Raw genomic sequence first — 13,657 nt, 5'->3', positions numbered from 1 at the left:
GCCGGACGGTCACTGTTCGAGCGCGCGGGACGGTCGTCGCGAGTCGGGCGGTCGTTGTAGGCCCGGGCCGGACGGTCACTGTTCGAGCGCGCGGGACGGTCGTCGTAGGAACGCGCCGGACGGTCACTGTTCGAACGCGCCGGGCGGTCGTCGAACGAACGAGCCGGACGGTCCCCGTACGAACGCGCCGGACGGTCGTCGAACGAGCGGGCCGGACGGTCACTGTATGAGCGAGCGGGACGGTCACTGTTCGAACGCGCCGGACGGTCATCGAACGAACGAGCCGGACGGTCGCCGTACGAACGCGCCGGACGGTCACTGTTCGAACGAGCCGGACGGTCATCGAACGACCGGGCCGGACGGCCGTCGCCGGTGGCGCGGTCGCGGATGCTGCGCGCATCCTCACGGCCGGCGCGCTCCTGCGCGGTCCACCGACGCTTGGGCGCCGCATCCGTGCTCTCGGCCGCGCGATATCCGCGGTGGCTGGGGCTCTTCGAACCCGAGGTGCCGGCGGAGGCCTCGCCGGGACGACGCTTGCGGTCCTGGTACGAGGTCTTCGCGCCGCGGCTGGGCTCGAAGTTCTTCGCCGGACGGCCGCCGGCGGGCTTCTTGTTCTTGGGCATGGTGGTGTCCTTCTGGGTTCTCAACGCACGAGAACAGCACCCGCATACACGCGGGTATACCCGGACAACCGTCGGCCGGGGCCATTTTCGATGATGGTCATGCACGCCGACCGGCGCCCATCATCGGCCCCTTGGACTACAAACCCACTCGCGCGACAAGCGCGATGTCCAGAGCCGACGTTTCATGGTAGCGGTACACCCTGGGAGCGGGCCTAGCCTGAGGGCATGAGCGCAGACCCCACCGGCCACCGCCACGTCCTCACGACCGGTCGCGCGACGGCCGAGATCACCGAGGTCGGGGCGTCGTTGCGGGCGCTGCAGATCGACGGAGTCGACCTCGTTCCGCGCTACCCGGACGACCGGCCCGCCCCCGCGGCCTCCGGCGTGGTGCTCGTGCCGTGGCCGAACCGCGTGCGGGACGGGAGATGGGCGCAACGGGGCACCGAGTACCAACTCGCGATCACGGAGCCGAAGCTCGGGAACGCCTCGCACGGCCTGCTGCGGTTCATGCCCTACCGGGTGGTGGCGTCGCAGCCGGAGGCGATCACCCTCGCGGCGGACGTCTTCCCGCAGACGGGGTATCCCTTCCATCTCGCCACCCGGGTGACGTACGCGCTCACCGACACCGGGATCGACGTCTCCCACACGCTGACCAATGTCGGAACGGGAGACGCCCCGGCGGCACTCGGCGCCCACCCCTATCTCTGCCTGTCGGATGTCGCCACGGCCGACCTCACGATCGAACTCGCCGCGGACGCCTGGTTCCCGCTCGACGAGCGCAGCCTGCCCATAGGTGGGCCCGTTCCCGTCGACGCCTCCCATGACCTTCGTTCCCCCCGTCGCCTCGACGACGTGTCACTGGACACGGCGTACACGCAGATCGCCCGCGGCGCGGACGGCCGGGTGCGCGGCATCCTTCGTGCTCCCGACGGCCGCCGGGTGGAGGTGTGGGGTGGCGCGGAGATCTCGTACCTGCAGGTGTTCACGACCGACCGTTATCCGGGCCAGGAGCTCGCCGTCGCGATCGAACCGATGACGGCCCCCGCGGACGCGTTCAATTCGGGCCGCGACCTGCGCTGGCTCGCCCCGGGCGAGTCGTGGACCGTGACCTGGGGCGTTTCCTCCCACCGCTGAAGGCCCCACACCGGGACATACACCTGTCCCCGTTCGCGTCGCGGTAACACACGCCGCGCGTTGCGGTAACGAGCCGCCGCTAGACTGACGCCCAGCGGCACAGCCGCCGCGTCGGATCAGGGTTCCGGCGCTCGCCAACCGGTGGATGACGGGGGAACTTTTCGGCTCCACCGGGGGGATCAAGTGTCCGTCTGGGTGGAGGGCGCTCATGCGCATCGGTTTCTCGTCATTCTTCGAACTCCGGGTGGCCGTCGCCGTGTCCCGGCAGACCCCGCCGGAGCGGACCGGCGCGCGCCGTACGCTCGCCGCGCTGCTTGGCGCGCCCCCGCTGCAGATGGCTCTGCTCGCGCTGACGGTCCTGCTCGTCGGCATCGGCGTGTCCATCGCGTCCACCACCGATCCGCAGTGGTGGACGTTGCATTTCAGCCGACTGGGCACGTTCCACAACAGCTCGGGCGCGACATTCAACACCACCCTCATCATCGGTGGCACCCTGGTGGCGCTGTTCGCACGTGCCGTCGGTCGTGAATTGCGCACCCTCGAGCGCCACCGCGTGCGTCGCGGCACGGCGCGTCTCACCCGCATCCTGTTGACCGCCGTCGGGGTGAACCTCGCGCTCGTCGGCTGCGTGCCGTTGAACGTGAATCAGTTCGTGCACGATCGGGTCGCGGCCAGCATGGTCCTCAGCTTCGCGGTCCTGCTGCTGCTGAGCCCCGTGATGATGCACCGCATGCCCAAGCGCCTGCTGGCTACCACGGCCAGCGTTTTCGTGTTCCTCTTCGCCGGTGGGTGGCTCTTCGTCACCGCCATGATCAACCTCGCCCTGTTCGAGGTGATCGGCTTCAGCGCCATGTTCGCGTGGTCAGGGGTCTTCGTGATCTGCCTCGGCCGGGCCGGGGCCACACACGCCGCGCAGCTCACGGCCGTGGCGAGCGTGGCGGCCGTTCCGGTCGCCCTCACCCCGGATGCGGTCTCTGCGCCGCTGCCCGACGCCGCCGCCGCACCGACGCCCCTCGCGGCGGTGCAGACGGATGCCGTCGTCGAGCTCAGTGCTCCTCGCGCTGACGCAGTTCCCGCCTGCTCGCCCCGCGCGACGCGTCGCTCGATGCGACCGGTACGTCGGGCTCTGCGGGCCGCATCCCGCCCCGCTTCGCGACCCGCCGCTCGCGCGCTCCCTCCACGAGGTTGTAGAGAGTCGGCAGCACGAGCAGTGTCAAGACGGTAGAGGACACCAGCCCACCGATCACGACGATCGCCAGCGGTTGCGAGATGAACCCGCCGTGCCCGGTGATGCCGAGCGCCATGGGCGTCAGCGCGAAGATCGTCGCCAGCGCCGTCATGAGGATGGGGCGTAGACGGCGGGACCCGCCGGCGAGGGTCGCGTCGTGCGCGCTCAGGCCCTTGGCGCGGTACTGATTCACGAGGTCCACGAGCACGATCGCGTTCGTGACGACGATGCCGATCAGCATCAGCACGCCGATCAGCGAGGCGACGCCGAGCGGAACGCCGGTCACGATCTGCAGCAGGATCGCACCCGTCGCAGCGAACGGCACGGACACGAGCAGCAGCAGTGGCTGACGCAGCGACTTGAACGTCGCGACCATGACGATGTAGACGATGAGGATTGCGGCGAGCATCGCCAGGCCCAGCTGGGAGAACGCATCCGACTGCTGGGTCACGACCCCGCCGATCGACGCATCCGCGCCGGTGGGCAGGTCTACGTCGGCGAGCGCCTGAGTCACGGTGGCCGAGACCCCGGTGAGATCGTCGCCCGCGGGGGTGACCGTGACCGTGGCGGTGCGCTGACCGCGTTCGCTGGTGATCGAGGTCGGTCCCTGCGCCTCCTCGACGGTGGCGATCTCGTCCAGCCGCAGCACACCCGCGGCACTCGGGATGGTGAGGGCGCGCAGTTCGTCGAGCGTCGCGGGAGTCTGGGATGCGGCGAGGTAGATGGTGAGGGTCGTGCCGTCGATCTCGACGGAACCCACCGAGCGCGGTTGCATCGTCCCAGAGACCAGCGCACCCACGGAGACCTCGGACAGACCGAGGGATGCGGCCTTGTCCCGGTCCACGGTCACCGCGATGTACGGCAGCGACGCCGAGAGGTTGCTGGCGACCTGTCCGACACCGTCCTGACCTTCGAGCGCAGTGACGACGCCGTCGGTGGCGTCCTGCAGGGTCTGCTGGTCCGGCGCCGAGACATCGACCTCGATGTCGCTCGAGCCGAAGCCGCCGCCGGAACCGGCGATCGTGATGGTTCCGACATCATCGAGGTCTGCCACGGCGCGCTGCACGCGGTCGCGCAGCGCGACCTGGTCGGCGTCGGGGTCGGTGGTGACCGAGTAGGTGACGCCACCACTGCCGCCGGAGAAGGCGTCGCGGATGCTGGAGCCGCTGGAGCCGATCGAGACCTGCACCGTCTCCACCCCGTCGACGTCGCCGAGCGCCTTCTCCACCTGTTTCGCGGCGGCATCCTCCGCATCCAGGCTCGCGGCAGGGCCGAGCGTCTGGCTGACCGTGAGGGTGTTCTGCCCAGAGTCGCCGAGGAAGTTGGTCTTCATCAGCGGCGCCAGCGCGACGGTGCCGGCGAGCACGAAGACCGCCAGCAGCACCGTGACGACGGAATGCTTGAGCGTCCAGCCGAGGATCGGCAGGTACGCCTTCTGCAGCCGGGACGGCGGGGCAGCCGGGTCCTCCGGGTCGAGGCGGTTGCCGTCGGCATCCGTCACGGGCTTGCCGGGCCGCAGGAACCAGTAGGCGAGGACCGGCACGATCGTCAGGGCGACGAACAGCGACGCCACCATCGCGATCGTGATCGTCATCGCGAACGGCCGGAAGAGCTCCCCGGTGAGGTCGCCGACGAACGCGATTGGCAGGAACACCGCCACCGTGGTGATGGTCGACGCGGTCACGGCCGAGGCCACCTCGCGCACGCCCAGCAGGACGGAGGCGAGCTTGTCGGCACCCTGGACGTAGTGCCGCTTGATGTTCTCGATCACGACGATGGAGTCATCGACCACTCGCCCGATGGCGATCGTCAGCGCACCGAGGGTCAGGATGTTCAGCGAGTAGCCGAACGCCTGGATCCCGATGAAGGTGATGAGAACGCTCGTCGGGATGGAGATCGCCGTGACGAGCGTCGAGCGCACCGACAGCAGGAACAACAGGATGACGAGCACGGCGAAGACGAGACCGAGCAGGCCCTCCTGCGCGAGGGAGTCGATCGACTGCTGGATGTAGGGCGCCTGGTCGAACACGATCGTGAACTCGGCGTCCCCGCCCAGGTCGTCACTGAGGGCGGGCAACGCATCGTTCACCGCACGCGAGACGTCGACGGTGTTGGCAGACGGCAGCTTCGTGACCGCGATCGTCAATGCCGGTTCGCCGTTGACGCGCGAGATCGAAGTCACCGGCGCGGTGTCCACCACGACCGTCGCGACATCGCCGATCGTGACGGTGCCGGCGCCGAATTGGGCGGCGTCGGAGGGCACCAGCGGGAGTGCGGCGACCTCTTCGACCGAGGCGATCTTCGCGCCCGTCTGCACGGTGAGCGTCTGCGCGTCCTCGGTGATGTCCCCGCCCGGGAAGAGGATCCCGTTCTGATCCAGCGCATCGGTGATCGCCTGCTGCGAGAACCCCGCCGCAGCGAGCGCGGCCGCATCCGGAGTGATGGTCACCCGCTGGCCGACGCCCCCGACGATCTGCGCGGCGTTGACGCCGGTGATGTCCTCGAGGTCGGGCACGACGGAGTTCTCGAGCCGAGCCTGGATGGCCTGCTCGTCGTCGTAGCCGGTCACGGCGAGCTGGATCACCGGCAGGTCGTCGGTGGAGATGGAGAGGACGGTCGGGTCGACGCCCTCCGGCAGCTGGTCTTTGATGCGATTGATCGCCGTGGTGATCTTCTGCTCGGCCGTGGCGAGGTTCGTGCCGTAGGTGAACGACGCCTGCACGATCGAGGCGTTGGTCGTGCTCGTCGCCGAGGTCGACTCGAGCCCCGCCACGCCCTGGATCGCCGCCTCGACCGGGGTCGACACGTCGTTCGCGACCACATCGGGCGACGCGCCCGGGTAGGTCGACAGGATCGATAGCTGCGGGAACTCGATCGAGGGGATGAGTTCCTGCTTGAGGTTCGTCAGCGCGAGTCCGCCGAACACAGCTGCGACGATCGTGATGAGCGCGATGAGGGCGCGATTGCGGAGGCTGAGGACGGCCAGTCTGGACACGGATTGCCTTCGTGAGGGGGTCGAACCAAGAGGGCGGCCGACGGGAGAGCGGATACAGGCGTATCGGGGTCAGTATCCCATGCGGCCTCGGGCGCGGGCCGGTGGCCACGGGCGCTCACGGCAGGTGCTCAGATGCCCTGTCCGGTCCACAGCCCGAGCCCGGCGGCGGCCGCGGTGAGAACGAGGGTCCCGACCGTGTTCGTGACGGCGGCCACGGTGCGCCGTTCCCGTGCGAACATCGCCGCGGACGTCGCGACCGAGCTGAAGGTGGTGTAGCCGCCGAGAAGGCCCACCCCCACGACGGACAGGACGGCGGCATCCGCGGTCGCCCCGGCCACGAGGCCCAGGGCGAAGGATCCGGTGACGTTGACGATGAGGGTTCCCCAGGGGAAGCGCGCGCCCAGCCACCGGGTGAGGCCGAGATCCGCCGTGTAGCGAGCCCCCGCACCCACACCGCCGGCGACGGCGGTGAGCAGGAACAGTGCGACCGTCATGAGAGAGTCCCCGCACGGCCCGCCGTGGCGGACCGACTCGTCAGCGCCAGCCCCAGCCAGGCCGCGAGAACGCCGACCACGGCGGTGCCGAGCGTCAGCCACAGTGCCGTGCCGGTGACCGCGTCCACGGCGAACGTGCTGTAGGTGGTGAAGCCGCCGAGCACGCCGGTGCCGAGGAACTGGCGCACGGCACGCGCCCGAGGCGTGTCGGCGCGGCGGATGATCGCACCGGTCACGATGCCGAGGAGGAACGCGCCGGCGATGTTGATCAGGGCGACCACGAGACCGGTCGGTCCCGGGACGTCGAGGAGCAGCAGCGCCGCGCGCGCGGCCGTCCCCAGGGCTCCGCCGGCGACAACGAGCCCGAGGTGGGACCACGAGAACGCCGGACCGGATGCCACCGCCCCACGCTATCGCGTGGTCACGCGGTGAGCAGGTTCCGTAACGCCGATTCGGGGCTCACCGTCGTATCCATCACGCGGCCGCGGGCATACGCGCGCCAGATGCGGGGGTCGATGTAGCTCGAGCGTGCGACGGCGGGCGTGTTTCCGAGCACCGCAGCGCACGCCCGCACCGCCGCGCGCTCCGCCGCCTTCCGGTCGGTCTTCGTCGCCGGCCGGCCGCTCTCCGCGAGCGAGGCCGCCGCCGCGATCGTGCCACGGAGGGTGCGGAAGTCCTTCGCCGTGAAGGAACCCCCGGTGAGCGCGCGCACGTAGGCGTTGACGTCCGCGGCGCTGAGCGCGAGCCGTCCTCGCCCTCGCGGATAGCTCAGCAGCGGCGATCTCGGGCGCCCGCCGATCATCGGCGCAAGCACCCGGGCGAGGTCCTCATCGTCGATCTCGATGTGCGCCTGCACGCCGCTCTTGGCGGGGAAGTCGAGCGTGACAACGCTGCCGTCGATGCGTGCGTCCTGGCGCTGCAGCGTCGTGAGTCCGCGGCCGCCGCCCCGGGCGACGTAACGGCGGGAGCCGATGCGCAGGGCGCCGGAGTCGAGCAGCCGGAATGCCGCCGCCAGCGTGCGCTCCCGCGAGTCCTCCTCGCGGCGGAGCGCTCCGGTCACCCGCGCCCGAGCCTTGGGTAGCGCTGCGGCGAGCGCCAGCGCGCGGGCGTACTTGCCCCGGTCCCGCGGCGCGCTCCAGTCGGGGTGGTAGAGATACTGTCGCCGGCCGGCCGCATCCGTCCCCACGGCTTGGATGTGCCCTCGTGGGTCGGCACAGATCCAGACGTCCTCCCAGGCCGGCGGGATGACGAGGGCGCGGATGCGGTCGATGTCGCTCGTGCGCACGGCCCCGCCATCAGTCGTGCGGTAGCGAAAGCCGTCGCCGGCGCGACGTCGGGTGATGCCGGGGGCGTCTCCGGGGGAGACGCGGCGAAGACGCGCCATCCTCAGTGGGAGCGCAGGCGCGAGATGAGCTCTGCCTTGCGGAGCCGCGAGTAACCGGTGAGGCCGATCTCCTTCGCGCGCTTGCGCAGGTCCGGCACAGTCCAGTCCTCGTAGTCCCCGCTCTCACCCCCGCGTCGGCCCACGGCTTTGCGGCCGTCCCGTGCTGCAGCGTTCGAGACCCGCGCCGCCTTTTGCTTCGACGCGCCGTCGTCGCGGAGCTTTTCATAGAGCTCCGGATCCTTCAGGCTGTTCGACCCACGTCCACCGGGCATGGTCCTCCCCCTTCCGCGGGCGCACCGAGAGCGCCATCACCGAGACAGTAGGCGCCCCCGACCCCGTGATCGGCAAGCTTGACACCGGGCGCAACCGCCGGTAATCGGCATCTCGCACGGCTACCACCGGGTCGGGAAGCCCGTCAACCCCTCGGCCTGCAAAAGCCCGGCGATGGGAACCTGAACGTATGCCGTGAAGCGTCCGGAGGTCACCGTGAAATCCGCGGGGCACCCGGCATACAGAAGGGGAATACCCATGAACATCGCACTTATCATCATCATCGTCATCGCGATCGTGCTGGCCATCGTCGGCGGACTGAGCTCCGCGCTGAACTGGCTGCTCTGGGTCGCGATCATCGTCGGCGTGATTGCGCTCATCGCGTTCTTGTTCCGGGTCATCTCCGGGAACCGGCGAGCCTGACACAGCCCCATACGATGGATGCCGGGTGCCCTTCGGGGCCCCGGCATCCATCGTGTCACGTTCGCCCTCTTTCCGAACGCGATATATCGTGTTACCGTCCTTATACGCGATGTATCGCGTTACAGAGGAGGACGACATGACACCGGAGAAGTGGCTGATCCAGCCCGGTCAGACCCGGGTGATCGATCTGGAGGACATCACGGCCCTGAAGGTCGGGCTGGTCCGCGGACAGATCGACATCGTGGGGCGCGATGAGCCGGGGGTGCGCATCGAGGTGCACGCCGTCTCCGGCAAGGACCTCCGCGTGGAGGCCGCCGACGGTCGCGTCGAGATCGACCACCCGCAGCTGCGTTGGGACAACTTCCTCGAAGTGTTCCGCCACTTCGGCTCCGGCGGCCCGAAGGCGGAGATCAGTGTCGCGGTCCCGCGCGCCACCGCCCTGACTCTGGGCGTCGTGAGCGCGAGCGCGCTGGTGACCGACCTCGCCGCCGATGCGAAACTCAACACCGTCTCCGGCGACCTCATCGTCGACGGACTCGTCGGCGATCTCACGGCCAACTCGGTCTCCGGCGACGTCCAGGCGCGCGAGGTCATCGGCGCACTCAGCGCCAACAGTGTCTCCGGCGACATCGCGGCCACGGGTGAGCTCACCACCGTCAGCGTCGACACCGTTTCCGGTGCGGCGCTCATCGATGCCCGCGGACCCGTTCACCGCATCGGACTGAACACGGTGTCCGGCGACACCACGATCCGCCTCGATACCGCCTACCCGGCGAACTACGTGATACGCAGCGTGAGCGGACGCGTGCAGATCGACGGCGTCGTCCACTCGGGGAAGGGCACCGGGCCGACGACCAACGTCACCCAGACCACCGGTGAACCCAGCGGCGCGTTCGTCGACGTCCGGGCGAACTCGGTGTCGGGCGCGATCACCGTGGTCCGTCGCACAGCGGAAGCAGCGGGACAGTGACTCCCGTTTTCTCGCACGGCGATCTGCGCCTGTACCTGCTGAATCTCCTCAATGAGGAGCCGCGCCATGGCTACGACCTCATCCAGGCCCTCGCCGAGCGCACCGGTGGCACCTACACGCCCAGCGCCGGCACGATCTACCCGCGGCTGGCCAAGCTGGAAGAGGAAGGCCTCGTCACCAAGCGCATCGACGGACGGAAGACCGTGTACGAGATCACCGAGGCCGGGCGAGCCGAAGTGGCTGCACGGACCGGCGACTTCGAGAGTATCGAGGCAGATCTCGCGGACTCCGTCCGGCTGATCGCGGACGAGGTACGGGGCAACGTCCGTGCCGCCATGAAGAGCCTGCGCGCGGATCTCGCCGCCGCCGCGGCCTCCGAGCGCAACTCGGCACCGGAGCCCGACCCCTCCCCGGATCTGCGGACCCGCAGTCGCGAGGAGCTGCACCGTGCCGACGTGGCGCTCACGGAGTTCCGCGCCCGCATCCGCACAGACCTCCGAAGCCACGCCGCCCGCGGCGGGGAAGTGACGGCGACCGTCGTCGACACGCTCACCCACGCGCTGGATGCCGCCGCCCGCGAGGTACGGCGCGCGCTCGGCGAGAAGTAACTACTCGGTCCAGGGGGCGTCGTCGATCACCGGCTCCTGCAGCGGGACGACGAGCACCGGCCGGTGCTGGCGGTGGGCGAGCCGCGCCGCCACCGAGCCGGTGAAGAACTCGCGGATGGACTCCCCGAACCCACGACGACGGGTGCCCACCACGATCAGCGGAGCGTCGAGCTCGTCGGCGAGGCCTTTGAGCGCCATCGCGGGATCCCCCACCAGCGAACGCACCGTCCACCGCAGGTCGCGGCCTTCGAACCGCGCAGCTGCCGTGGCACGTACCTCTTCAGCTGCCGCCTCACCGCTGGCGATGTTCATGTCGATGGGCGCGGAGTGGGGCGTCCCGTCCGGATCCTCGTACGTGACGAACCGGGTGACATCGACATAGGCGACGACGAGCGGCGCCTGGAAAAGGTCCGCGTACCGTGCGGCCTCGTCCAGTACGCGGGGAGGCAGATCGGGGACGAGCCCGACGATCACGGCTCCGGTCCAGTCGGCGTGTGCGTCCATGTGTTCCTCCCCGGGCACCGCGGCTGAGGAGGCAGGCGCCGTGATATCCTGAATGCTACTCTTGCCCGGTCGAAAAGACCGGTTCGTGAATGCGACGGGCGCATGCGATGCCCGTGTCATCAGATCATGAGGGGGTCTCGCATGGGGCGTGGCCGTCAAAAGGCGAAGCACACCAAGATCGCCCGCGAACTCAAGTCGTTCAGCCCGACCGTGAACTATGCGGCGCTGGAGCGCGAGCTCACTCACCCGAGTTCCGACGAGTACGTCGACAAGTGGGCGGATGAGTACGCCGACGAGGACGAAGACGAAGAAAAGCTCGAGCGGGCCTGACCTGCACGATGGGATGCTGCGAGCGCGAAAGCGCCGCAGCATCCTTTTGTGCGCTCAGGAGACCTGGCTGCCCTCGACCCAGGCGAGGTACTCGTCGGTCACGGTGCCGGTGATGTAACGACCGTCGAAGCAGCTCATGTCGAGGTCGTCGACGTCGGAGCCCTCCAGGATCGCCGCTTTGAGGTCCTCGACCTCCTGGTACACCATGTAGTCCGCGCCGAGTTCGGTGGCGATCTCGGGGATCGTCCGGCCGTGCGCGACGAGCTCGTGGCGCGAGGGCATGTTGATGCCGTAGACGTGCGGGTACCGCACCGGCGGCGCCGCCGAGGCGAACGTGACCGTCTTCGCCCCCGCATCCCGGGCCATCTGGATGATCTCCTTGCTCGTGGTGCCGCGCACCACTGAGTCGTCGATCAGCAGCACGTTCTTGCCCTTGAACTCGCTCGACATGGCATTGAGCTTCTGACGCACGCTCTTCTTGCGCACCGCCTGCCCCGGCATGATGAAGGTGCGCCCGACGTACCGGTTCTTGTAGAAGCCTTCGCGGTACTCGATGCCGAGCTTGCGCGCCACCTGCATGGCGGCGGGGCGTGCCGAGTCCGGGATCGGCATGACCACGTCGATCGCCTCACGCGGCGTGTGCTTGGCGATGGTGTCGGCGAGCCGCTCGCCCATCCGCAGCCGCGCCTCGTACACCGAGATGCCGTTCATGATCGAGTCGGGACGCGCCAGGTAGACGTACTCGAAGGAGCAGGGCACGAGCTTGGGGTCGGCCGCGCACTGGCGGGTGTGGAGCGTGCCTTCGAGGTCGATGTACACCGCCTCACCCGGCATGACCTCGCGGACGACCTCGAAGCCGGAGTTCTCCAGCACGAGCGACTCGGAGGCGACGATCCATTCGTACCGGCCGTTCTGGGCCGGGCGGGTCCCGAGGATCAGCGGACGGATGCCGAAGGGGTCGCGGAACGCGAGCAGACCGTATCCGGCGATCAGCGCGATCGCGGCGTACGACCCCTCAGCGCGCTCGTGCACCCGGGTGACCGCCTGGAAGACCTGGTCGGAGTCCAGCTCCGGTCCCGAGATGACGTGCTGCAGCTCGTTCGCGAGGACGTTGACCAGCAACTCGGTGTCGGAACTCGTGTTCAGATGCCGCCGATCCGTGTGGAACAGCTCGTCGGTCAGTTCCCGGGTGTTGGTGAGGTTGCCGTTGTGGACGAGGACGATGCCGTACGGCGCGTTCACATAGAACGGCTGCGCCTCCTCCTCGTTCGACGCCGTGCCCTTCGTCGCGTAGCGCACGTGGCCGAGGCCGATCTCGCCGAGGAGCGAGCGCATGTCGCGGGTCCGGAACGCCTCCCGCACCTGTCCCTTCGCCTTTGCGAGGTGGAAGACGCCACTGCGTTCCGCCGTCGCAATCCCGGTGGAGTCCTGCCCGCGGTGCTGCAGCAGCAGCAGCGAGTCATAGATGTCCTGGTTGACCAGGCCCTGCCCGACCATTCCGACGATGCCGCACATATGGTGTTACTTCGCTCCATCTCGGGGGGAGTCGGCGTAGCTGCCGACCAGGCGCACACTGCCGCCGTCGACGCCCTTGGCGCCCTGCTCGAACTCTCCGTCGGGGGTCGGACCCTGTTCGACCGTGCCGACCCGCCAGGAGTCGATACCCTCGGCCTTCAGCGCGTGCAGCGCGGCATCCGCATCCTGCTCGGCGACCACGGCGAGGAAGCCGATACCGAGGTTCCAGGTGCCCTCCGTCGCGACGAGATCGAGGTTCCCGAGGTCCGCGAGAACCTGGAACACCGCGGGGGGCGCCCACGTGCCGCGATCGAGCTCGACCCACACGTCGCGGGGCAGTATGCGGGCGAGGTTCGCGGCGATCCCGCCGCCGGTGACGTGGGTGAGAGCCCGGAGCCCCTCGCCGAGGGTGTCCGCGAGACGGAGGAGCGGGGACGTGTACAGCCGGGTGGGCTCGAGAAGAGCCTCGCCCCAGGTGACGCCGAAGTCCTCGGCGTGGCCGCCGTACTGGATGCCGGCGCCCGCGACGATGTGGCGCACCAGGGAGTAGCCGTTGGAGTGCAGTCCGCTGGAGGCGAGGGCGATGACCGCGTCACCGCGACGCACCCGGTCGGCGCCGAGGATGCGGTCGGCCTCGACGACACCGGTGGCCGCGCCCGCGACGTCGTAGTCGTGCATCCCGAGCAGGCCCGGGTGCTCGGCGGTCTCGCCGCCCACGAGCGCCGTGCCGGTCGCGGAGCAGCCCGCGGCGATACCCGCGACGATGTCGGCGATGCGGTCGGGAAAGACCTTGCCGCAGGCGATGTAGTCCGTCATGAACAGCGGCTTCGCCCCGACCACGACGATGTCGTCGACGACCATGCCGACCAGGTCGAGGCCGATCGTGTCGTGCTTGTCGATCGCCTGCGCGATCGCGACTTTCGTGCCGACGCCGTCGGTGCTGGTCGCGAGCAACGGCCGGGTGTACGACGTGAGCGCGGACGCGTCGAAGAGTCCGGCGAAACCGCCCACGCCCCCGAGCACTTCCGGCCCATGGGTACGGCGTACGGCCGACTTCATGAGCTCTACAGCGAGATCGCCGGCAGCGGTGTCCACGCCGGCGTCAGAATAGGGATTGTGGGATGCGGCCACGCCAACAGCCTACCTGCGCGACAACCCCCCGGACGCCGCGGGTCGGAC

13 protein-coding genes and 2 pseudogenes are annotated in these 13,657 nt (G+C 69.3%); 6 read left to right on the top strand and 9 right to left on the bottom strand.

Annotated elements, in window-relative coordinates:
* A pseudogene (locus NT132_RS03250) lies at positions 1 to 623 on the bottom strand (ATP-dependent helicase); the annotation flags it as partial.
* Positions 624 to 848: 225 nt separating this feature from the next.
* On the opposite strand from NT132_RS03250, the gene NT132_RS03245 reads away from it, so the two are divergent.
* A complete protein-coding gene (locus tag NT132_RS03245; protein WP_297784690.1) occupies positions 849 to 1,757 on the top strand; it encodes an aldose 1-epimerase family protein in 909 nt (302 codons plus the stop codon).
* A 145-nt stretch (positions 1,758 to 1,902) separates the two neighbouring features.
* Positions 1,903 to 2,619 (top strand): annotated as a pseudogene (locus NT132_RS03240) (DUF998 domain-containing protein); the annotation flags it as partial.
* A 184-nt stretch (positions 2,620 to 2,803) separates the two neighbouring features.
* Here the strand turns inward: NT132_RS03240 and NT132_RS03235 are convergent.
* The 5 genes from NT132_RS03235 to NT132_RS03215 all read right to left on the bottom strand — a co-directional run bounded on the left by NT132_RS03235 (position 2,804) and on the right by NT132_RS03215 (position 8,130).
* Complete coding sequence (locus NT132_RS03235; protein WP_297784688.1) at positions 2,804 to 5,980, bottom strand: efflux RND transporter permease subunit; 3,177 nt, start codon at positions 5,978 to 5,980, stop codon at positions 2,804 to 2,806.
* Between the two features lie 128 nt (positions 5,981 to 6,108).
* The gene (locus NT132_RS03230) at positions 6,109 to 6,474 is read right to left on the bottom strand and encodes a CrcB family protein (RefSeq protein WP_297784686.1); all 366 of its coding nucleotides are present in this window, start codon (positions 6,472 to 6,474) and stop codon (positions 6,109 to 6,111) included.
* The gene (locus NT132_RS03225) at positions 6,471 to 6,875 is read right to left on the bottom strand and encodes a CrcB family protein (RefSeq protein WP_297784682.1); all 405 of its coding nucleotides are present in this window, start codon (positions 6,873 to 6,875) and stop codon (positions 6,471 to 6,473) included. The genes NT132_RS03230 and NT132_RS03225 overlap by 4 nt, the downstream gene beginning before the upstream one ends.
* 20 nt (positions 6,876 to 6,895) lie before the next feature.
* A complete protein-coding gene (locus NT132_RS03220) occupies positions 6,896 to 7,858 on the bottom strand; it encodes a DNA topoisomerase IB (RefSeq protein WP_297784679.1) in 963 nt (320 codons plus the stop codon).
* 2 nt (positions 7,859 to 7,860) lie between these two features.
* Complete coding sequence (locus tag NT132_RS03215; RefSeq protein WP_297784676.1) at positions 7,861 to 8,130, bottom strand: Rho termination factor N-terminal domain-containing protein; 270 nt, start codon at positions 8,128 to 8,130, stop codon at positions 7,861 to 7,863.
* A gap of 256 nt (positions 8,131 to 8,386) precedes the next feature.
* On the opposite strand from NT132_RS03215, the gene NT132_RS03210 reads away from it, so the two are divergent.
* The 3 genes from NT132_RS03210 (at position 8,387) to NT132_RS03200 (ending at position 10,129) form a co-directional block, all read left to right on the top strand.
* On the top strand, positions 8,387 to 8,551 hold the full coding sequence (locus tag NT132_RS03210; RefSeq protein WP_297784673.1) for a hypothetical protein: 165 nt from the start codon (positions 8,387 to 8,389) through the stop codon (positions 8,549 to 8,551).
* Between the two features lie 136 nt (positions 8,552 to 8,687).
* Positions 8,688 to 9,521, top strand: coding sequence for a DUF4097 family beta strand repeat-containing protein (locus NT132_RS03205; protein ID WP_297784670.1), 834 nt, complete (start codon positions 8,688 to 8,690; stop codon positions 9,519 to 9,521).
* Positions 9,518 to 10,129: a PadR family transcriptional regulator gene (locus NT132_RS03200; protein WP_297784667.1), complete on the top strand. Its 612-nt coding sequence runs from the start codon at positions 9,518 to 9,520 to the stop codon at positions 10,127 to 10,129. The genes NT132_RS03205 and NT132_RS03200 overlap by 4 nt, the downstream gene beginning before the upstream one ends.
* Here the strand turns inward: NT132_RS03200 and NT132_RS03195 are convergent, their stop codons facing one another.
* Positions 10,130 to 10,633, bottom strand: coding sequence for a universal stress protein (locus NT132_RS03195; protein ID WP_297784664.1), 504 nt, complete (start codon positions 10,631 to 10,633; stop codon positions 10,130 to 10,132).
* A 141-nt stretch (positions 10,634 to 10,774) separates the two neighbouring features.
* Here NT132_RS03195 and NT132_RS03190 point away from each other — a divergent pair, with 141 nt between their 5' ends.
* Positions 10,775 to 10,963 (top strand): DUF3073 domain-containing protein, encoded by a 189-nt coding sequence (locus NT132_RS03190; protein ID WP_297784659.1) that lies wholly within the window; start codon positions 10,775 to 10,777, stop codon positions 10,961 to 10,963.
* Between the two features lie 54 nt (positions 10,964 to 11,017).
* Here NT132_RS03190 and purF read toward each other — a convergent pair whose 3' ends face one another.
* Positions 11,018 to 12,478 carry an amidophosphoribosyltransferase gene (gene purF / locus NT132_RS03185; RefSeq protein WP_297784656.1) on the bottom strand — a complete coding sequence of 487 codons (1,461 nt, stop codon included), beginning with the start codon at positions 12,476 to 12,478 and terminating at the stop codon, positions 11,018 to 11,020.
* A 6-nt stretch (positions 12,479 to 12,484) separates the two neighbouring features.
* Positions 12,485 to 13,609, bottom strand: coding sequence for a phosphoribosylformylglycinamidine cyclo-ligase (gene purM, locus NT132_RS03180; protein WP_297784653.1), 1,125 nt, complete (start codon positions 13,607 to 13,609; stop codon positions 12,485 to 12,487).
* Positions 13,610 to 13,657: the final 48 nt, after the last annotated feature.

Source organism: Microbacterium sp. (assembly GCF_026393345.1).
Classification (GTDB): Bacteria; Actinomycetota; Actinomycetes; order Actinomycetales; family Microbacteriaceae; genus Microbacterium.
This window is presented reverse-complemented; position numbering and strand designations above follow the sequence as displayed.